Source organism: Croceicoccus sp. (genome assembly GCF_983967925.1).
In genome coordinates this window covers 1-20,535 of the sequence record NZ_CFETID010000002.1, presented here as the reverse complement: position 1 = coordinate 20,535, position 20,535 = coordinate 1, and the positions used below count along the sequence as shown (strand labels likewise).

Genomic DNA, 20,535 nt, shown 5'->3' with positions numbered 1-20,535 from the left:
ACGGCTCAACCCCGCTCGATACCCAGCTTCACGATGTCGTGCATGTGGATGATGCCCACCAGCGTGTCCTTGCGGGTCACGAACAGCACGGACACGGCGTTCTCGTTCATGACCGTCAGCGCTTCGCTGCACAGGCTGTCCGGGTCGATGGTGACCGGGTTGAGCGACATGTGGCGCGCGATCTCTTCCCTGAGGTCGTGCACCGTGATGCAGCGCCTGAGATCGCCATCGGTAAAGGCACCCACCAGCCGGTCGCGCGAGTCCACCACGGCGGTGCAGCCATAACGCTTGCGGTTCATCTCGATCGTGGCGTCCATGATCGAGGTGGTGGTCGATACCTGCGGAACCGCCTCGCCCGTGCCCATCACTTCGCCGACCGTCGCCAGCATCGCGCCCAGCTTTCCGCCGGGATGGAACACGCGGAAATCGTTCGGGGAAAAGCCCCGCGCCTCGATCAGGGCGACCGCCAGCGCATCGCCCAGCACCAGCTGCAACGTCGTCGAGGACGTCGGTGCCAGCGCATTGGGACATGCCTCGCGCACATGGGGCAGGGCAAGGCAGATGTCGGCGGCGCGCCCGGCGGTGCTATCGGGATGCGCCGTCGCGACCACCAGCGTGATCCCGTAATGGCGGCAGTAATGGAAGACGTCGTCCAGCTCGCGCGTTTCGCCCGACCAGGTGATCGCCAGCACGACATCGCCTGCGGCAATCACGCCAAGGTCGCCGTGGCTCGCCTCACCAGGATGCAGATACAGCGCCGAGGTTCCCGTCGAACGCATGGTGGCCGCGATCTTGCGCGCGACATGCCCGCTCTTGCCCATGCCGGTGACGATGACGCGTCCCGAGGTGCTGGCGATGGCCTTGATCGCCCGTTCCAGCGATTGGCCGAGATCCGGATTCGTGACCGCGTCCTTGAGCGCGACGAGACCTTCGATCTCGATATCCAGCGTGCGGAGAGCCGACAGCCTGTGCGGCGACGGCGCGACGTGAAAATTCATGTTCGGTTTCAACTTAGCATCGGCCATATCGGCCCACCACCCTGCGACCCCGGTGACATACGCCAGGAATGGTTAGCAATTGCCTGACACCGGTTTTTTTGTCAAAGGAGCGACACAGTTTGATCCACTGATGTTCCGGCCCCGCCGTTTTCGTCCAGATTGATCAACGATTTCAATGCCATCCGTGTCGGCATGGCGAGATAGCAGCAGCACAGCCATGGACCTTTGCGGACAGCAATTATCGACGACCAGCCCGCTTTTCGCGATCGCGGGACCTTGCGTGATCGAAAGCGAGGCGCATGCGCTGATGGTCGCGGAGACATTGGCTGACATCGCGCGCCGTCTTGATATCCTGCTGATTTACAAGAGTTCTTTCGACAAGGCCAACCGCAGTTCGGACCAGTCCTTTCGCGGCCCCGGACTGGAAGAGGGCCTTCGCATCCTTGAAAAGGTGCGGGCGGAAACGGGTTTGCCGGTGCTGACCGACGTTCACGAGCCTGCGCAGGCGAAACCGGTCGCGGAAGTTGTGGACGTGCTTCAGACCCCCGCATTTCTTGCACGGCAGACCGATTTCATTGCCGCCGTGGCCGCCACGGGCAGGCCCGTGAACATCAAGAAGGCGCAGTTCATGGCGCCCGCAGATATGAAGCAGGTCGTCGCTAAGGCGCGCAATGCGGCAAGGGCGGCGGGGCACGATGGCGAGAATATCCTGCTGTGCGAGCGGGGCACGTCCTTTGGCTACAACACGCTGGTCTCCGACATGCGCGGATTGTCGATCATGGCGGAGACCGGATGCCCGGTGGTGTTCGACGCGACCCATTCGGTGCAGCGGCCGGGCGGTTTGGGCACGAAATCGGGCGGGCAGCGCGAATATGTGCCGCTGCTGGCGCGCGCGGCGGTCGCCGCCGGCGTGTCGGGCGTGTTCATGGAAACCCATCCCGATCCCGACAAGGCGCTGTCCGATGGCCCCAATGCGCTTCGTCTCGACATGTTCGAGCCATTGCTGCGCCAGCTTCAGGCCATCGATGCGCTGGTGAAGAGCGGCGATCGGGCCCCTATGACGGCGCTGCAGCAAGGGTAAGCCATGACGGTCGCTGCCGGCCTGAAGAGGATCGTGCTGACGCCGCTGCATGTGCTGCAGCTGGCTACCTCGGCCAAAAGTTTTCTCGACCATCCGCTGATCGGATCGGCGCGGCTGAACCGTATGGGGCTGCACCGCGGCCGCGTCAGGCTGGCGGACATGCTATGCCGTTGGCGGCGGCGCAGGCTTGCGCGCCATGTCCGTGCGGACTGGCGCAAGGCATTCGACCGCGACGGTTTCGTGGTGATCGAGGATGTCGTTCCGCCCAGACAATTTCCCGCGCTGCGCAAGGCGCTGCTGTCCTATGAAGGCCCCGCGCGCGAAATGCGGCAGGGCGATGCGATCACGCGGCGCATGGCGGTCGATCCCGACATGCTGGACGCGATCCCGGCGCTGGGGGCGCTGCTGGCGCGGCGCGATATCCGGACCCTGTTCCATTATGTCGCCAGCTTCCGGACCGAGCCGCTGCATTACATCCAGACCATCGTCAGCCAGTCGAGCGGCGACGGTCCCGATCCGCAAGAAGCGGTGCATGCGGACAGTTTCCATTCCTCGATGAAGGCGTGGCTGTTCCTCAATCCCGTCCGGCTGGAGGATGGGCCGTTTACCTATGTGCGCGGATCGCATCGCTTCACGCCCGAACGGCTGGCGTGGGAATATCGGCGCAGCCTGTCGGATCCAAAACAGATCGACCGCCTGTCGGCCCGCGGTTCGCCGCGCGTGACCGAGGAGGATCTCGCCTCGATGAATCTTGGTCCGGCGGAAGGGCTGGCAGTTCCGGCCAATACGCTGGTGGTGGCCGACACCGGGGGCTTTCACGCGCGCGGCGCGGCGGCGCAGGCGGGGGAGCGGGTCGAGATCTGGTCCTATGCGCGGCGCAATCCCTTCCTGCCGTGGCTGGGCGGCGACCTGCTCAGCCTGCCCGGCGTCGCCGAGCGGCGAGTCGGATGGCTGTGGGCTTTCCGTGATCGGTTCGCGGCGCAGATCGGGCAGCCGTGGCAACCGGCGGGTGTGCGGCGCGCGATCGACACGCCGCTGGACGAAAGCGAATAGGGACCATATCAGGCGCGGCGAAACGGAAACACGGGCAAGGCCATCGGAAGGGGTCGCATCCTTGGAAAGGCTTGGCGCTACACGCCGGATTGGGGCCGCTGGCCCGGTTTCCGGCAAGGATGACGGATTGCCTGTCGGGGTAGCCGTTCTGCCATGGGGGCATGCATGAAGACGAGGTTCCAGCTATCGACCGCCCTTGCGCTGGCCCCGTGGCTTGCCGGGTGGCTGTGCGCCGACGCCGCGGCGCAGGATATCGGTCCGATGCCGGAGCTGGCCGCCCCGCTGGCCGTGCAGGGCAATAGCGCGATGGTGACGATCGCTGCGGAATGGGACCTCTCTCGCCTGGCGCAGGTCGATGGCAGCGCGATCTCGGCCCAGCCTGCCGCCGGGCCCGAAGCGCCGCAGGACGCCGATCTGACTTTCGGCCCCGCCGATCCGGAGCCGAACCTGCCGCGCGACGCCACCGGCCATGTCCCGCGCGAATTCGCCTCGCACCGGGAATTCTTTCAGCAGGCGGGCAGCGTGGGGACCGAGATGGCGATCCTGACCGCCTATGTCGGGCTGCAATCCGTGCCAAAGCTGTTCAAGCCGACCACCGGGTTCCATTTCAAGGACGAAGGCTGGTTCGGCAAGGACACGCAAAGCCTGGGCATGGACAAGCTGACCCATGCCTTCAACACCTATCTGATCGCCGAACTGCTGCATTACCGAATCCATCGCAACACCAACGGCAGCGAGGGCGATGCGGTTACCGCGGCGGTGCTGGCATCGGGCCTGATGGCGGTGAACGAGATATCCGATGCGATCGAGCCCGACAGCGGCTATTCGATGCAGGACATCATCATGAACGTCGCGGGCGCCGCCTTTTCCGCGCTGCGCAACACGACTCCGGGGATGAAGGAAAAGCTGGCGTTCAAGCTTGAGATCGTGCCCAACGACCAGATCTACAGCCATGTCGGCAAGAAGCATTACGAGCAGCAACGCTTCATGATGTCGGTGAAGGGCGCCGGGTTCGAGGACGTGCGCGAAACGCCGCTGCGCTATCTCGACCTGCAGGTCGGCTATTACGCCAGCGACTTCCTCAACAGCGACCGCGAACAGGGCATCATTCCCAAGCGGCACCTGTTCGTCGGCGTGGGCCTGAACGTGGGCGAGCTGCTGTTCTCCAACTCCTCGTCGCGGGTCGGGCGGGCGGCGCGTTCGGCGCTGGATTATATCCAGCTGCCCTATACCTCGGTGCGCCGCGATACGCAGGGCGAGTGGTCGTTCTGAGGGCAAAGTAAAGGGGCAGGCGGTTTGCCCGCCTGCCCTGTGATCGCCTGCCCCGTAATCGCGGTCAGAAGTTTACGCGTCCGCCCACGGTGAAGAAGCGCCCCACCACGTCGTAATGCGCGTTATAGGTGGTGGTCACCAGCGGCGGATCCTTGTCGAACAGGTTCCGGACATTCCCGAACAGCGTGAAATTGTCCATGACCGAGAACTCGGCGCCTAGATCGATGTAGGTGCGTGCGCTGATCTTGCCGTTTACGATGTCGAGCTGGTCGTTGAAATCGCCGCCGCCGACATAGCGGGCACGGGCATTGAGGCTGAAATCCTCCGTAATGTAGTCGATGTCGAAGTTTGCCCGCCAGTTCGGGAGCCCGGCAATCGCATCGCCCACGTCGCCTGCGGTGTCGTTCGTGTTCGTTCCCGTCTTGGTGACCAGCTTGTCGACATAGGTGGCAAGCGCGCGGAAGGACATCATGCCCGGCAGTCCCGCGAATTGCGGAATACGATACGAAGCCTCGATATCGAAACCGCTGGTTTCGAACTTGGCGAGGTTCTGCGAGGTGGCGAATACGTCGGTGATCGTGCCGGTCGCATCGCGGATCACGGCATCGCACGCGACCTGGTCCCCGGCGGCGCAGGCGGCGGTGATGTCCGATGGCGTCACCGTGGCGATCGCCCGGTTGATGCTGATGTCGTAATAATCCACCGACAGCTGCAGGCCCGGCACGAAGGACGGGGTATAGGACCCGCCCAGGATCAGGGTCTCGCTGACTTCCGGAACGAGGTCAGGATTGCCGCCGCTGATGACCCGTGCCGTCGGGTTGGGATTGTAATTGGGATCGTTGCGGCCCGCAGTGTCGAGGTCGACGATGGGCCGGATGTTGAGCCCGCCCTGCGAGAACAGCTCGCCCACATTGGGTGCGCGGATGTCGCGTGAACGCGTTGCACGCAGCAGGAGGTCGTTAAACAGGCGGGTCGTGCCGCCCAGCTTCCACGACCAGATGCCGCCGCTGAGGCTGTAGTCGGAATAGCGGGCCGCGCCGTTGAAATCGACTTCGAAGCCATCGTTCTTGAGAATGGGGACGAGCGCTTCGACGAAGCCCTCCTTGACGTTGAAGCCGCCCGAAAGTGCCTGCGGATAGAGCGGCGTGGCGAAAGCGCTGGCGGCGTCGAGTTCGCCGACCGTTTCGTCCTGCTCCTCCCAGCGGGCCTCGGCGCCAAAGGCGATCGAAAGCGGGCCGGCAGGCAGGTTGAAGAGATCGCCTTGCACCCGGACGGCGGCGGCATCCAGTTTCGACACCGCGTCCGACCTTTGCGTGCCAGTGGTATAGGCGCGGGCCTCTGCCGATGGCGCGCCATTGCCGAACGGGTTGAAGGGCGCGCAGGCAGGATCGTCATTCGCCGGATCGGCATCCGCGTTCACGCGGCACACGATCGCGCCATTGGCTTCGACCGCGTCGATGGCGCGCGCGAAATTCGCGCTGATTGCCGAATTGGTCAGACGTTCGCCGGTATCAACCTCGCCGTGGCTGTAATGCGCGTCATATTCCCAGCCTCCGCCGAATTCGCCCTCGATACCGATGGCGCCTTCGATCGTTTCGCGCGTCGCGATGAAGCCGATGGGGAACGCATCGGCCGACAGCCTTGCCAGGAGGAAGAAGGGTTCGCCTGCCGCTGCCAGCCGGTCCTGAACGCTTTGTTCCAGATACGGGTTGTCGGCCATGACCGCGAATGCCAGCACCGAACCGCCGGGATCGGGCAGGAAGAACTGGTCCACCTTCGACCGGCCATAGCTGACGTCGGCCCAGAGGGTCGCGCCGCCGATGTCATAGGTCGCACGGGCATAGCTGCCGATGCGGTCGAGCGGGCTGCCCACGATCAGATTGTCGTAGAGCGAGCGGAAATCGCGGTCCTGCGCCGGGCGCAGCGATCCGTCGGGATCGAACACCTGTCCGGCAAGCGAGCCGCTGAAGATCGTGCCGCCCAGCGTGATCGGAATGCCGGGCGCCACGACCAAATTGTCGACGTCGGGCTGCAGCTCCACCTGGCCATTGCCGACACTGACAAGGCCCGCACCATACCACGGGCGGTCCCTGCGTCCGCCGGGGCCGATACCCTTGTCGTGGACATATTCGGCACCGATCATGAAATGGCCGCGGCCATCGGCGAAATCTGTCCCGAACGCGCCGTCGAATTGATAGCGGGCACCGTCGCCGCGATCGGAGATCCCGGTCTGCGCACCGAGTTTGAGACCATCGAAATCATCGTCGAGGATAAGGTTGACCACGCCTGCTACTGCGCCCGAACCCCAGGCTGCCGATGCGCCGCCGGTCACGATCTCGACACGTTCGAGCAGGTTGGCGGGGACGAAATTGAGATTATTGTCGCCAACGAAGCGGCGGCCATTAACCAGGGTCAGCGTCCGCTGGGTGCCAAGGCCGCGCAATTCGACGGGAGCCGTGCCTGCCGACGTGTTCGCAATGGACTGGTTGGCGGATACCGAATTTCGCAGCTGCGGCAGATCGTTCAACGCTTGCTGGATATTGACCGGGCTGCCTTGCATCAGCTCTGCGCCAGTGACGACAGTGGTGGGGGTGGGCTGGTCGAAACCGGCGCGCCTGATCCGCGATCCGGTCACGACGATGGTCTCTTCCTCGCTCGGCGCGACTTCGGTGAGTTCCAGTTCGTCCGACTGCGCTTCCTGAGCAAGCACCTGTCCTGCACCGACAAGTGCAAGGCCGGCCGCGGATAGCGAAAGTGTCGCGCGAAACGCGGGCTTGAATGAACGCATGTGCAATTTCTCCCTGAACCAAGAGCGCGATGCCACCACGCCTTGCAAATCTGGCTGCGGACCCCCGGTCGATCGAACGACCAGGGTTTCGCCGGTCGTCCCTTACCGCCGCCTACCCGATGGCCTTCCGTTCACGATCATATTGACCTGATCGAGACGACAAAAGCCTATATGGAGAAAGTTCTGCTCTAATCTGGACGATTGTCAACGTATTCTTGCACAAAACCCAATGCTGTGGGTTCCGTGCAACTATTCGCAGCGTAAGGCCGGGCGTTCGCTGCCGATGGCTTTGCGCCTCAGTCCGAAGCAGATCGAGCATCTGACGGTTTATATCGCTGGCACACCTGCTCACCAGGCGGCCCGCGATGGGACCATGATGTCCTGAGCAGGATGATTTTCTTGTCGTTAACGACACGACGGGTCGAATTTCGGGCAGCCCCTCACTTCTGCAACCCGAACATTGTTTGATGTCGACATACGGTCCGGGGGATTGCTGCTGCCCGCATAAAAGCGTGACAAAAAAAGCAGGCCGGGCGCATCACGGCGCCTGGCCTGCCGTCAGCCGGAATACGGGGCGAGGGGGACTAGTCCTCGCCCGCCTCCGCGGCATCAGGGGCATTCGGGACGAAGTGATAGGTCTCGTACGGGTGGTCGGAGAAGGATAGCCGCGGGTTGTCGGGCAGGCCGTAGAATTCCAGCTGCGTGAACGGTCCGCCTTCGCGCGCCGCCGTGACCTTTTCGTAGAGGTTCGGTCCGATTTGTTCCCACGCGGTGGTTCCGTCATAGCTTTCCACCAGCACGAGATGCGGTTCGGGCATCGAAACCTTGAGGTCGTATTCGGCGCGCGGCTCCTTGCTGTAATCGCGGCGGTTACTGCGATAGGCGCCCAGCGGAGGCTGCACCGCATCGGTCCCGGTCCAGCGCGGGGTCGGTTCTTCGGAGAATACGCGGCCAAGGATCGCATGGCCCAGATCGGTGCGCCCCGCGCCGCTTTCCTGCCCGCCGGTTGTCGATACGAAGAAGCCGAAACCGTGTTCGGGCGCGATGATCAGGTCGGAATGGAAGTCCCCGGTGTTGCCCGCATGGCCGACGAGCCGCGGGCCGGCTTCGTTATAGACGAGGAAACCATGCGCCATGCCCGGCAGGTTCGGCGTGTTGGCGAAGGAATCGCTGAAGAGGAATTCCACCGACTCCGGCTTCAATATGCGCGCATCGCCCAGTTGTCCCCGGTTCAGCATGGCCAGCATGAATCGCGCCATATCGGGCGCGGTGGCGGCCACCGATCCCGCCGGCAGGACGGGGCTGACGAATTCATAGGGCTGGGCCACGAACTGGCCGTCCTCGAGCGTATAGCCCAGAGCCATGTTCGCCTTCAGCGAGGCGGGCAATGGCTCGCGGAAGGTGGAGGCGTTCATCCCGAGCGGCCTAAAGATATGCTTCTCGACATAGTCGGCGAAAGGCTCGCCCGAAACACGCTCTACTATATAGCCTGCGATGACCGAGCCATAGTTGGAATAGGACACCTCGGTCCCCGGTGCCCACATGCGGTCCGGAATGTTCTCCTTCATCCAGTCGGCATAATAGGGCAGGTTTTCCGGATCGCGCACGATGATGCCGCCAATGTCGCTGAGGCCCGGCGTGTGCTGGAACAGGTCGCGCACGCGGATCGGCGGGCCGTCGAAGGGCGGCAGGTCGTAATCGAGATATTTGGCAACATCGTCGTCGAGGCTGACATGCCCCGCCTCGATCTGTTGCATCAGCGCGGTCCAGGTGAAGAGCTTGGACACCGAACCGGGCCGGAACAGGGTCTGCATCGGATCGACCGGCCGGTCCTGATCGATATCCGCATAGCCATAGCCGCGGGTGAACAGGATCTGCCCGTCATGCACCACCGTCACCACCGCGCCCGCAACCTCGCGAGAGGCGATCTGTTCGACCATGACGCCGTCGACGAAATCCTGCAGCCCGCCGAGATGCGCGTCGGGATCGAAGGCGGTGGCGGCGACCGGGGCGGTTTGTGCTGCGGCGGCGGGACACGCAAGTGGAGCAGCCGCGAGAAGCGCAAAGGTGAGACGCGATGCGGTCGTGAAAACCGGCATCCGGTTGCGGCCAATAGCAAACATGATTCCACCTCCGTAAATTTTCTGTTTGGAAACCTAACCGATATCCGGGACAGGTCAACCGTGAGAGCGCCTAACCCCTAAAGCAGCCGTGGAGGCTACAAATCCGGCCCATATCCGGGGGTTTCTGTAGCGAAATCCTGTCTCTTTGCCCCGCCAACGATCGGTCCATTTGACAATTTCTAAACAGGCGTCATCATCCTGATTTGAAATGACGCAGCCGGCGCATTGCGCTTTGGCCGCGTTGGCCAGAGGGGAAGTCTTGATGAAATCGACCCAATCGCGCCGCTCTGCGCTCAAGCTTTCCGCCGGGGCAGCGGCTGCGGCGTTCATGATCAACAAGGGCAGCTATGCGCTGGCCGCCGCGCCGGGCCGCACCTATTCGCGGCGCGCGATGGATCTTGTGAACGAGGCGCTGGTGATCGACATGCTGGCCCCGCTCAAGATCGATTTTCGCGAGGACTTCTTCGACGAGCCTTTCGACGCGAAATCGCTGGAGGAATTCAAGTCGTCGGGCATCACCGGTTTCCACCAGGCGGTTGGGCTGGGAGGATTTAACGGCAAGGACCAGGCGATGGAGTATCTGGGCCGCTGGTCGTACTACATCGGCAGCCAGTCCGACCACTTCACACTGGTCGACAAGGCGCCGGACCTGGAACGCGCGAAGGCCGATGGCAAGATCGCCGTCATTCTAGGCATCCAGAACGCCGACCAGTTCCAGAAGCCCGCCGATGTCGAATATTTCTACCGCATGGGGCTGCGCTGTGCGCAGCTGACCTATAACAGCCAGAACTTCATCGGATCGGGTTCGACCGACAGGGTCGATGGCGGGCTCACCAATTTCGGCGCCGCCATCGTCGAGGAAATGAACCGCGTGGGGATGCTGGTCGACGTCTCGCATTGTGCGGAGCGCACGACGATGGACGCGATCGAGGCCTCGCCCAAGCCCATCGCGATCACCCATTCCAATTGCCGTGCGATCAATCCGCATGTCCGCAACAAGAGCGACGAGGCAATCCAGATGCTCGCGGCAAAGGGCGGGGTCATGGGCATCACCGAAGTACGCATGTTCGTCAGCAAGGACGAACCCGTCACCGTCACCGACATGGCCACGCATATCGACCATGTCGCGAAGCTGGTGGGGATCGAACATGTCGGGATCGGCTCCGACTCCGACCTCAACGGCTATGACGATATGCCTGCCGACCAGAACAAGATGCTGCGCAAGGCATATGACCAGACGGCCTATGCATTCCGCGAGAAGATCGACACCGACGGCTTCGATCACCCGCTCAAGACCTATGACCTGACCGAGGAGTTGATCCGACGCGGCTACTCGGACGAGAATATCAAGCTGGTGCTGGGTGGCAATTTCAGGCGGCTGCTGGGCGATACGTGGATTTGATCGGGGCATGGTCCGGGAGAGGGGAATGGAAATGACGATCCGCAACGGGTTTGCCGCGCTGACGCTTCCGCTGTTGTTCGGCTGTGCGACAATGTCCGGCGAAGCGCTGGAAGCGGACGACGCCTATGACCTCGTGATCCGGGGCGGCACGATCTACGACGGGTCGGGCGGCGCGCCTTATATCGGCGATGTTGCGGTGGAAGGCGACCGGATCGTGGCGGTGGGCATCTTTTCGGGCGCGGCGGACAGGGTCGTCGATGCATCGGGCAAGGCCGTCGCCCCCGGCTTCATCAACATGCTGAGCTGGGCCAATCGCTCGCTGCTGGAAGACGGGCGCGGCATGTCCGACCTGAAACAGGGCATCACGCTGGAAGTGTTCGGCGAGGGCTGGACGATGGGCCCGTTGAACGACGCGATGCGCGGCGAAATGGCCGAGGAATTGGGCACGGCCCCCGGCTGGACGACGCTGGGCGGATATCTCGACACGCTGGCGGATCGCGGCGTCTCGCCCAATGTCGCCAGCTTCGTCGGCGCGACGACGATCCGCATTCACGAGCTTGGCGAGAAGGACGTCGATCCCACGCCCGAACAGCTGACTCGCATGAGAGCGCTGGTGCGGCAGGCGATGGAGGAAGGCGCGATGGGCGTCGGCAGCGCGCTGATCTATGCGCCCGCCAATTATGCCGAGACGCCCGAACTGGTCGCGCTGGCGAGCGAGGCGGGGCGCTGCGGCGGCATGTATATCAGCCACATGCGGTCCGAAGCCGACAATATCGGCGAGGCCATCGACGAGGTCATCACGATTTCCCGCGAGGGCGGATTGCCGGCCGAGATCTATCATCTGAAACTCGCCGGAAAGCGCAACTGGACCAGGCTGCCCGAAGTGGTCGCACAGATCGAGGAAGCACGCGCGTCCGGCCTTCGCATCACCACCAACATGTATCTCTATACCGCGGGCGGGACGAGCCTCGATGCGGTGATCCCGCCATGGGCACATAGCGGCGGACGCGAGGCGATGGTCGAACGCTTGCGAGATCCGGCGACCCGTGCGCGCATCCTTGCCGATATGCGCGCGGAGGAGAACGACTGGGAAAACCTGCTGCGCGCCGCGGGCGGGGGCGAAGGCGTTCTGCTGGTCGAGGCCGAGACGGCGGAGGCCGAGCCGCTGCTGGGCAAGACGCTGGCCGAGATCGCGGCGGAGCGCGGCACCAGCATCGAGGACACGGTGATCGATCTCGTCATTGCGGACGGCGGGATCGGCGCGGTCTATTTCATGATGTCCGAAGACAATGTGAAGGCTCAGACCGCGCTGCCGTGGATGAGCTTTGGCTCGGACGCAAGCGCTCCGGCGGCGGAGGGCGAGGCGCTGGAGAGCGCGGTCCATCCGCGCACCTATGGGAACTTCGCGCGGCTGCTGGGCAAATATGTGCGCGAGGACAAGGCTTTGCCGCTGGAGCAGGCGATCCATGGCCTGACCGGACTGCCTGCATCGAACCTGGGCTTGCGGGGCAGGGGGCAGCTTACCCCCGGATATCAGGCCGATATCGTGGTGTTCGATCCGGCAACGATCACCGATCACGCCACCTATGCGCAGCCGCACCAATATGCGGCCGGCGTGCGCGACGTGTTCGTGAACGGTACGCAGGTCATCGCGGCGGGCGAGCATACGGGTGCGGCACCTGGCAGGGTGGTGCGCGGGCCCGGCTGGACCGGATGGCCCGATGGCGGGGCCTGCGCGAACTGAGCCGGTCGCGTCGTCGGCGTGATCAGCCGTGCAGGTCCATCAGCGAATCCATCAGCCCTTCGCCCGCGCTGGAACACATGCCCAGCACCACGGCCTCGTCGCAGCCGTCGGCGGCGACATAGGCGTGGCCCATGTTGGAATCGAGATAGATCCCTTCGCCCGCGTGCAGCACCACGGTGTCGTAGAATTCCGAATGCACCTCGATCGCGCCCTCGATCACATAGATGAATTCCTCGCCCGGATGGTGAACCAGCTCGCCGAATTCGCTGGCGCTGCGGGCGCGGATGCGGGTGATGATCGGGATCATGCGCTTTTGCCGCAGATCGGTGCAGAGGTAGAAGTAATCGTAATTGTCGGTCGTGACCCGCACCGCCTTGTCCAGCGTGGCAAGGCTGCGGCGGCCAGTGACCTGCGGTATCGCCTCGTCGGACTGCTCGGCGAACAGATCGGACATGCGGATGTTCAGCCGCTGGCTGACTTGCTGCAACTTGTCATAGCTCAGCGTCAGTCGGTCATGCTCGACCTTGGACAGGGTCGAGACGGGGATGCCCGACTGCTCGCTCATTTCCTTGAGCGTCCAGCCATTCCGGGACCGAATGCCGCGCATCACTTGCCCCAGAGTGGGCGGTTTCTCACGCGTGGCCATCAGATTTGCAATTCCAAGTTTGACAATTTTCCAATCAGGATCATTATGTCCCCCACGGGCTGAACTTTCAGCGCAGTCTAGGCGGAAGGGCGAAGGCCCGCAAGATCGGCAGAAAGCAAGAGGGGTAGGTTATGCATTTTGTCCGGGTGTTGATCGTGCTGATGGGCCTGCTGGGTCTGGGCGCGCTTGCGGCGCAGGTTCCCCAATTGCAGCCGGAAACGGCGATGGAGCAGGCTCCGCCATCACAGCCGAGCCCGGAGGGCGTAGCTACGCTGAACAGGCAGGACGTGACCGCGTGGCTCGACGGTTTCATGCCCTATGCGCTGGATCATGGCCGGATTGCCGGCGCGGTCGTCGTGGTCGTCAAGGACGGCGAGACGATCGCCGAGAAGGGCTATGGCTATGCCGATCTGGCCGAGCGTGAGCCGGTCGATCCGCAGACCACGCTGTTCCGCCCCGGTTCGGTGTCCAAGCTGTTCACCTGGACCGCGGTGATGCAGCAGGTCGAGGCGGGGAAGATCGACCTCGACGCCGACATCAACACCTATCTCGATTTCGAAGTGCCGCATTACGAGGGCAGGCCCGTCACCATGCGGCACCTGATGACACATACGGCGGGGTTCGAGGAATCCGTCCGGCACCTTATCAGCGACCGGCCCGACGCGATCATGCCGTTGCGGCAATTCGTCATCGAAGATCTGCCCGCGCAGGTCTATGCGCCCGGCACGACGCCAGCCTATTCGAATTACGGCACCGCGCTTGCGGGCTATATCGTTGAGCGCGTCAGCGGGATGACGTTCGATGACTATATCGATCAGCGCATTTTCACGCCGCTGGGCATGCAATATGCGACCTTCCGCCAGCCTTTGCCCGACAGGCTGCAGCCCTTCATGTCGAAGGGCTATGTCGACGTGACCCAGGCGCCCAAGGATTACGAGCTGGTGATCCCGGCCCCAGCGGGCAGCCTTGCGGCCAGCGGTTCGGCCATGGGCAAGTTCATGATCGCGCATCTCGCCAATGGCGGGCCGATCCTTCAGCCCCAAACCGCGCGGGAGATGCATGACTACCGCGCGCCGGGCGTGGGTCCGCTCAACACCATGGCGCTGGGTTTCTATGAACAATGGGTCAATGGCCGCCGCGCCATTGCCCATGGCGGCGACACGCAATGGTTCCACAGCGACCTTTGGCTGTTCCCCGAAGAGAACGTGGGCGTCTATATCTCGGTCAACAGCGCCGGCAGGAACGGCGCGGCGAGCGCAATCCGCAGCGCGCTATTCCACAATTTCGCCGACCGCTATTTCCCGGCGCCCGACGATCTGACGCCGATCGACGCGGAAACCGCGCGCCAGCATGCCGAGATGATGGCCGGGACCTATGTTTCCAGCCGCGGCTCGTTCACCAATTTCATGAGCGTTCTGGGACTTGCCGGCGGGATCGAAGTAACCGTCGGACCGGATGGCGCGCTGATGGTACCGGGTCTGGACGGTATCGCCGCGGGCGCACGCGACTGGATAGAGGTCGCACCCTTCGTATGGCGCGACCGCGCAACCGGCGAACGTCTGGCCGCCACCGTCGAGAATGGCGAGGTAAAGCGCTTCAGCATCGACGCGGTATCGCCCTTCATGGTGATGGAACCGGCACCCGCCGCGACCAATCCGGCCTGGCTGATGCCGGTCGTTCTGGCCGCGCTGTTCATCGTGGTGCTGGCTGCGCTCGCATGGCCGTTGCGCGCCATCGTTCGCCGCCGATTCAGCGCCGAATTCATGCTTCAGGGTCGCGCGCTGACCGCCTTTCGCCTGTCGCGCCTGTTTGCGTGGCTGGTCATCCTTGCGGTTGCGGGATGGGTGGCGCTGGTCATGGCCTTTTCGGCTGATATCGGTGCAATCGGCGGCCCGCTCGACTGGCTGATCACCCTGCTGCGCATCCTGACGCCGCTTGCCGCGCTTGGCCTGATCATCACTGCGGGCTGGCACCTGTGGCTTTGTATTCGCGGCAAGCAGCGCTGGACAATGGTGCTCGGCGCGGTGCTGCTTCTGCTTGCGGGACTGGTCTTCGGATGGGTCACAATTCAGTTCAATCTCTACGGCTTTGGCATGGTGTATTGATGGAAGGATCATGCGCCATGGCAGGTTGCCTTATCGTCTCAGGCCACTATTCTCCATTTGGAAAACCGGCCTATTCCTTTGCCTTTATCCGGGACTGACATGAACGCGCCATCGCAAACGCTCGCCGGCTCATTGAACCTGCCGCAGCCCTATCTTCTCTTTCTCGGCGACGTTGCGGAGCCCAGCTTTGCCAAGACCGCGTTCGGCCTTGCCCATTGGGCCAGCGACCGCTGCGTGGGCGAGCTTGCGATCGGCGGCTCGGCGCTTTCGGTCGGCCTGACGCCGATGACACCCGCCGAAGCGGTGGCCGCAGGGGGCAAGGCGCTGGTGATCGGCGTCGCCAATTCTGGCGGCGTCATTCCCGAAAGCTGGCAGGCAACGCTGGTCGAGGCACTGGACGCCGGCCTCGACATCGTCAGCGGGCTGCATGTCCGGCTTGGCGCGATCCCGGCGATTGCCGAGGCGGCCAAGCGCAATGGCCGCCGCCTGATCGACGTGCGTACGCCGCCAGCGGGCATCCCGGTTGGAACCGGACGCAAGCGGTCGGGCAAGCGCCTGCTCGCCGTCGGCACCGATTGCGCGGTGGGCAAGAAATACACCGCGCTCGCCATTCACCGCGCGATGGCCGAAAGGGGGATCGACGCCGATTTCCGTGCGACTGGCCAGACCGGCATCATGATCGCGGGCGGCGGAATTCCCATGGATGCAGTCATCTCGGATTTCGAGGCCGGGGCCGCCGAGGTACTCAGCCCCGATGCGCCTGCCGGGCACTGGGACGTGATCGAAGGGCAGGGGTCGCTGTTCAACCCATCTTTCGCCGCGGTCACACTGGGCCTGCTGCATGGCAGCCAGCCCGACGTGTTCGTGGTCTGCCACGATCCCGCGCGCAAGGCGATGCTGGGCATCGACGGGTTCGGCCTGCCGCCGGTCGAGGAGGTGATCGACATGACGGTCCGTCTGGGCAAGCTGACCAATCCGGACATCCGCTGCGGCGGGATCAGCTTCAACACAGGCTCCTATTCGGCCGAGGAAGCGGATCGCCTGATCGCGCGCGAAAGCGACCGGCTGGGCATCCCGGTTGCCGACCCCGTCCGGGGCGGGCGGGCCTTCGACGCGCTGGTCGACCATTGCCTCGCGTGAGCGAGCAACCCGCTAAGGCTGGCGTCTTCAGGCGCTATCTGCTCCCTGCGCTGGCGCTGAAGGGTGTCATCATCGGCGGCGGCTATTCCACCGGGCGCGAGCTGATCGAATATTTCCTCACCATAGGTCCGGTGGGCGCGATGCTCGCCATGGCGGTGGCCGCCGCGATGTGGAGCCTGATCGCGGCGATGACATTCGCGCTGGCGCATCATTTCCGCAGCTACGACTACCGCGCTTTCATCGAACGCCTGCTGGGCCGCGCGGCGGTGATTTTCGAGATCTGCTTCCTGCTGTTCTCGATCCTGCTGCTCGCCGTCTTCGGCGCGGCCGCGGGAGAGCTGGGCGTCAGCCTGTTCCGTCTTCCGGCGCTGGTCGGCACCGTGGCGCTGGCCGTGTGCATCGCGATCATCGCCGGACTGGGCGAAAACGCGGTCGAGGCGATGTTCAAATATGTCTCGATGCTGCTCTACACCGTCTATGCGGCGTTTCTGGTGCTTGCGCTGACCAGTTTCGGCGACCGCATCTCGGCCAGCTTTGCCGCCGGAGGGATCGAGCCGGGCTGGGCGTTGTCGGGCGTGACCTATGGCGCCTATAACATCGTGGCGGCGGTGATGATCCTGCCCGTGCTTCAGCACCAGACCTCGCGGCGGCAGGCCTTTGTCGCGGGGGCTATCGCCGGTCCGATGGCAATGCTGCCCGCGCTGTTCTTCCTGATCGCGATGGTCGGTTTCTATCCGCAGATCCTGACCGAAACGCTTCCGTCCGACTATCTGCTGCAGCGCATGGGAAGCCCGGCATTCCGCTTCGTCTTTCAGCTGATGGTGTTCGGCGCCCTGCTGGAAAGCGGGGTCGGGGTGATCCATGCGCTTAACGAACGCGCCCTGGCGTTTCGCGCGGCACGCAAGGGAAAGGGGCCGGCGCCGCGATGGTTCCGCCCCGCGCTGACGCTGGCCATTCTGGCTGGCTGTATGTTCGTGGCCAGCCGGATCGGGCTGGTCGACCTGATCGCCTCGGGCTATCGGCTGATGGCCTATGTGTTCCTGGCAACCTTCGTCCTTCCGCTGATGACAGTGGGCGTATACCGGCTGTTCCGGTCCTCAGCGCAAAGTCACAAGACGAGCGAGCAACCCGCATGACCCGCCCTAATCCGCTTCTCTCGCTTGCTACATTGGCCCTGCTGGCCGGCTGCGCCGTGGCCCCCAATACCGCCCCGATGCAGGCCGATCCGCAGCAGGTGCACCGCGATCTGCTGGTGCTCGACACCCACCTCGACACGCCGGTCAACTTCGGGCGCGAAGGCTGGGATTTCGCCGCGAGTCACAGTTTCGAAAGCGATGTCGCGCAGGTCGATCTTGGCCGCATGGCGCAGGGTTATCTCGATGGCGGGTTCTTCGTCACCTTCACCGATCAGGGCCCGCTGACTGCCGAGGGCTATCGCGACGCGCTGGCCTTCGCTCGCGGGCGGTCGGACGCGATCGACCGGGAAATCGCCCGCCATCCCGATATGATCCGCCTTGCGACCAGTGCCGCAGAGGTCGAGAGCCTTGCCGCGGCAGGCACACTGGTCGCGCTGAAGAGCATCGAGAACAGCTATCCGCTGGGCGAGGATGTCTCGCTGCTGGAGGAATTCTACCGGCGCGGCGTCCGCATGGCGGGACCGGTGCATTCGGGCACCAACCAGTTCGCCGATTCCGCCACCGACGATGCGCGCTGGAACGGGCTGAGCCCGCTGGGCCGCGAATGGGTGGCCGAGATGAACCGGCTGGGCATGGTGATCGACGGCAGCCATTCTTCGGATGCCGCGTTCGACCAGCTTGTCGAACTGTCGAAAACACCGATCATCCTGTCGCACAGCTCGCCGCGCTGGGCGTTCGATCATCCGCGCAACCTTGACGATGCAAGGATCAAGCGCCTGGCGGAATCGGGCGGGGCAATCTGCATGTCGACCATCTTCATGAGCGAGATGCAGATGGGGCCCGAACGCTCTGAACTGTTCGATCAATATGGCCATATCGCCAGCATGAGCCCCGAAGAGCAGCAGGATTTGACCCGCAGGACACGCGCACTGGATGCGGCGGATCCGCTGTGGACCATCGATTTCGACCGTTACATGCAGGCGTTGTTGCACGTGATCGACGTGGCGGGGACGGATCATGTCTGCTTTGGCGCGGACTGGGACGGCGGCGGCGGTGTCGAGGGACTGATGGAGATCTCTGCCTTGCCCAGTATCACCGAAAGCCTGCTCGCGGCGGGATATTCGGCCGAGGATATCGAGAAGATGACCAGCGGAAACGTGCTGCGCATCATGCGCGCCGCCGAAGCCGCGGCGCGGTAGCAGGGACGCCATGTCGGAACCCGATACGCTCGACCGGTATGAGAAGCAGATCCTCGCGCTGTTGCAGGAGGATGCCTCGCTCTCGACATCGGCGGTGGCGGAGAAGGTCGGGCTGTCGTCCTCGCCCTGCTGGCGGCGGATCGACCGGTTGGAGCGCGAGGGCTTCATCAAGCGGCGCGTCGCGATTGCCGACCGCAAGAAGCTGGGCCTCAACGCCCATATCTTCGCGCAGGTGAAGCTGAACGCGCATGGCCGCGCCAATCTCGACGAGTTTTCCAAGGCGATACAGGGCTTTCCGCAGGTGCTGGAATGCTATGTGATGATGGGATCGGTCGATTTCCTGCTGCGCATCGTCGCGCCCGATATCGAGGCCTATGAGCGCTTCTTCTTCGATTGCCTGTCGCAATTGCCCGGCGTGCAGGAGGTCAATTCGACCGTCGCGCTGTCAGAGATCAAGGCGACGACGGCTCTGCCGGTTCCGTAGTACCGCGGCCCGGGGCAAAATTCGCCCGGTTTGATGAATATTGCGGTGAGATCATTCCGAGACAGCACGCGCCGGCCCGCAAATAGAACAGCAATACCGTTCGAAATCCCCGACAAGACTCCTCGACACAAAGGAGTTTCCATGTCCGAACTGACCAGTCTTGCCGCCCACCCAGCCGGTTCCCCGCCCAAGGCTGTGCACATGATTTCCGATCCCGAAAGCGGTCTGGAAGGGGTCATCGTGCTGCATTCCACGCGCCGCGGTCCGGCGGCGGGCGGGTGCCGGTTCTGGCACTATCCCGACATCAGGGCCGCGACGCGCGATGCGTTCCGCCTGGCAGAGGGCATGGCCTACAAGAACGCCATGGCCGACCTGCCGCTGGGCGGGGGCAAGGCGGTGCTTCGCCTGCCGTCAAAGCCGTTCGACCGCAGCCGCCTGTTCGAAGCCTTTGGTCGCGAGGTCGCCCGGCTGGGCGGGTCCTATGTCACCGCAGAGGATGTCGGAACCAGCGTCGCCGACATGGAGGACGTGCGCAGCCACACTGATCATGTCGCCGGATTGTCAGCGCGGTCCGGCAGGCCCGGCGGCGATCCCTCGCCATGGACGGCGCTGGGCGTGTTCCTGTCGATGGAGGAAGCCGTGCGCCGCAAATTCGGATCGGACCTGCGCGGAATGACCGTGGCGGTGCAGGGGCTGGGCCATGTCGGGTCGCATTTGTGCCGCCTTCTGGACCGTGCGGGCGCGCGTCTGGTGGTCGCGGACATGCGCCGCGACGTGGCAGAGGCCGTCGCGCAAGAATGTCATGCCAGCGTGGTGTCGCCCGATGCCGTTCTTGGCGCGGATTGCGATGTGTTCGCCCCCTGTGCGCTGGGTGCCGTCATCGATGCGCAATCGGTTGTCAGGCTGAGGGCCCGCGTCGTGTGCGGAGCCGCCAATAACGTACTTGCCACCGATGCCGATGGCGACAGGCTGGCTGAGCGCGGTGTGCTCTATGCGCCCGATTATGTCGTCAACTCTGGCGGGATCGTGAACGTCGCGGGCGAATATCTCGGCTGGACGCAGGTCGAGGTCGAGCGCCGGGTGAAGGAAACCGGCCAGCGCCTGTCCGCCGTTTTCGACCTTGCGGACGAACGGAAACTGCCCCCGCATCGCGCGGCCGATGCGCGGGCACGCGAACTGATCGGCCTGCCGCCGGGGAGGGTGAAGGCGGCATGAGCGGGCAGGTCCGCATAAGCGCTGTCGCAGTGTCCGACAGCGGGCTGCTGTGCAAAATGCTGGGCTATTTCGCGCAGCTCGACCTGCCGGCGCCCGAACTGATACCAACCTGCACTGATCAGAACCTACGGGCCCATTTGCGGCGGCCG

At 63.9% G+C, this 20,535-nt stretch carries 15 protein-coding genes; 11 read left to right on the top strand and 4 right to left on the bottom strand.

Annotation, left to right across the window (positions count from 1 at the left end; genetic code table 11):
- Window positions 1-5: 5 nt before the first annotated feature.
- Window positions 6-998 carry a KpsF/GutQ family sugar-phosphate isomerase gene (locus AC4FIJ_RS01455; protein WP_490334956.1) on the bottom strand — a complete coding sequence of 331 codons (993 nt, stop codon included), beginning with the start codon at window positions 996-998 and terminating at the stop codon, window positions 6-8.
- 217 nt (window positions 999-1,215) lie between these two features.
- Here AC4FIJ_RS01455 and kdsA point away from each other — a divergent pair, with 217 nt between their 5' ends.
- The 3 genes from kdsA (at window position 1,216) to AC4FIJ_RS01440 (ending at window position 4,404) form a co-directional block, all read left to right on the top strand.
- Window positions 1,216-2,079: a 3-deoxy-8-phosphooctulonate synthase gene (gene kdsA, locus AC4FIJ_RS01450; protein ID WP_490334955.1), complete on the top strand. Its 864-nt coding sequence runs from the start codon at window positions 1,216-1,218 to the stop codon at window positions 2,077-2,079.
- Between the two features lie 3 nt (window positions 2,080-2,082).
- Entirely contained in the window at window positions 2,083-3,132 is a 1,050-nt protein-coding gene (locus tag AC4FIJ_RS01445) for a phytanoyl-CoA dioxygenase family protein (RefSeq protein ID WP_490334954.1), read from the top strand.
- A 165-nt stretch (window positions 3,133-3,297) separates the two neighbouring features.
- Entirely contained in the window at window positions 3,298-4,404 is a 1,107-nt protein-coding gene (locus AC4FIJ_RS01440) for a DUF2279 domain-containing protein (protein WP_490334953.1), read from the top strand.
- Window positions 4,405-4,468: 64 nt separating this feature from the next.
- On the opposite strand, the gene AC4FIJ_RS01435 is transcribed toward AC4FIJ_RS01440, so the two are convergent.
- Window positions 4,469-7,192, bottom strand: coding sequence for a TonB-dependent receptor domain-containing protein (locus AC4FIJ_RS01435; RefSeq protein WP_490334952.1), 2,724 nt, complete (start codon window positions 7,190-7,192; stop codon window positions 4,469-4,471).
- Window positions 7,193-7,776: 584 nt separating this feature from the next.
- Entirely contained in the window at window positions 7,777-9,315 is a 1,539-nt protein-coding gene (locus tag AC4FIJ_RS01430) for a serine hydrolase domain-containing protein (protein ID WP_490334951.1), read from the bottom strand.
- A gap of 262 nt (window positions 9,316-9,577) precedes the next feature.
- Here AC4FIJ_RS01430 and AC4FIJ_RS01425 point away from each other — a divergent pair, with 262 nt between their 5' ends.
- A complete protein-coding gene (locus AC4FIJ_RS01425; RefSeq protein ID WP_490334950.1) occupies window positions 9,578-10,717 on the top strand; it encodes a dipeptidase in 1,140 nt (379 codons plus the stop codon).
- A 25-nt stretch (window positions 10,718-10,742) separates the two neighbouring features.
- Window positions 10,743-12,461, top strand: coding sequence for an N-acyl-D-amino-acid deacylase family protein (locus AC4FIJ_RS01420; RefSeq protein WP_490334949.1), 1,719 nt, complete (start codon window positions 10,743-10,745; stop codon window positions 12,459-12,461).
- A 22-nt stretch (window positions 12,462-12,483) separates the two neighbouring features.
- Here AC4FIJ_RS01420 and AC4FIJ_RS01415 read toward each other — a convergent pair whose 3' ends face one another.
- Complete coding sequence (locus tag AC4FIJ_RS01415; protein ID WP_490334948.1) at window positions 12,484-13,107, bottom strand: helix-turn-helix domain-containing protein; 624 nt, start codon at window positions 13,105-13,107, stop codon at window positions 12,484-12,486.
- A 131-nt stretch (window positions 13,108-13,238) separates the two neighbouring features.
- Between AC4FIJ_RS01415 and AC4FIJ_RS01410 the strand changes: the two genes are divergently transcribed.
- From AC4FIJ_RS01410 to AC4FIJ_RS01385, 6 genes are all read left to right on the top strand, one after another.
- Window positions 13,239-15,212 (top strand): serine hydrolase domain-containing protein, encoded by a 1,974-nt coding sequence (locus tag AC4FIJ_RS01410; protein WP_490334947.1) that lies wholly within the window; start codon window positions 13,239-13,241, stop codon window positions 15,210-15,212.
- A gap of 99 nt (window positions 15,213-15,311) precedes the next feature.
- Window positions 15,312-16,352, top strand: a complete 1,041-nt coding sequence (locus AC4FIJ_RS01405; RefSeq protein ID WP_490334946.1) for an N-acetyltransferase DgcN family protein — start codon at window positions 15,312-15,314, stop codon at window positions 16,350-16,352.
- Entirely contained in the window at window positions 16,349-17,488 is a 1,140-nt protein-coding gene (locus AC4FIJ_RS01400) for a YkvI family membrane protein (protein WP_490334945.1), read from the top strand. Before AC4FIJ_RS01405 ends, AC4FIJ_RS01400 begins: the two co-directional genes overlap by 4 nt.
- Window positions 17,485-18,687: a dipeptidase gene (locus AC4FIJ_RS01395; protein WP_490334944.1), complete on the top strand. Its 1,203-nt coding sequence runs from the start codon at window positions 17,485-17,487 to the stop codon at window positions 18,685-18,687. Before AC4FIJ_RS01400 ends, AC4FIJ_RS01395 begins: the two co-directional genes overlap by 4 nt.
- Window positions 18,688-18,697: 10 nt before the next feature.
- Entirely contained in the window at window positions 18,698-19,171 is a 474-nt protein-coding gene (locus tag AC4FIJ_RS01390; RefSeq protein ID WP_490334943.1) for an Lrp/AsnC family transcriptional regulator, read from the top strand.
- Window positions 19,172-19,312: 141 nt separating this feature from the next.
- Window positions 19,313-20,386 carry a Glu/Leu/Phe/Val family dehydrogenase gene (locus AC4FIJ_RS01385; RefSeq protein ID WP_490334942.1) on the top strand — a complete coding sequence of 358 codons (1,074 nt, stop codon included), beginning with the start codon at window positions 19,313-19,315 and terminating at the stop codon, window positions 20,384-20,386.
- Window positions 20,387-20,535: the final 149 nt, after the last annotated feature.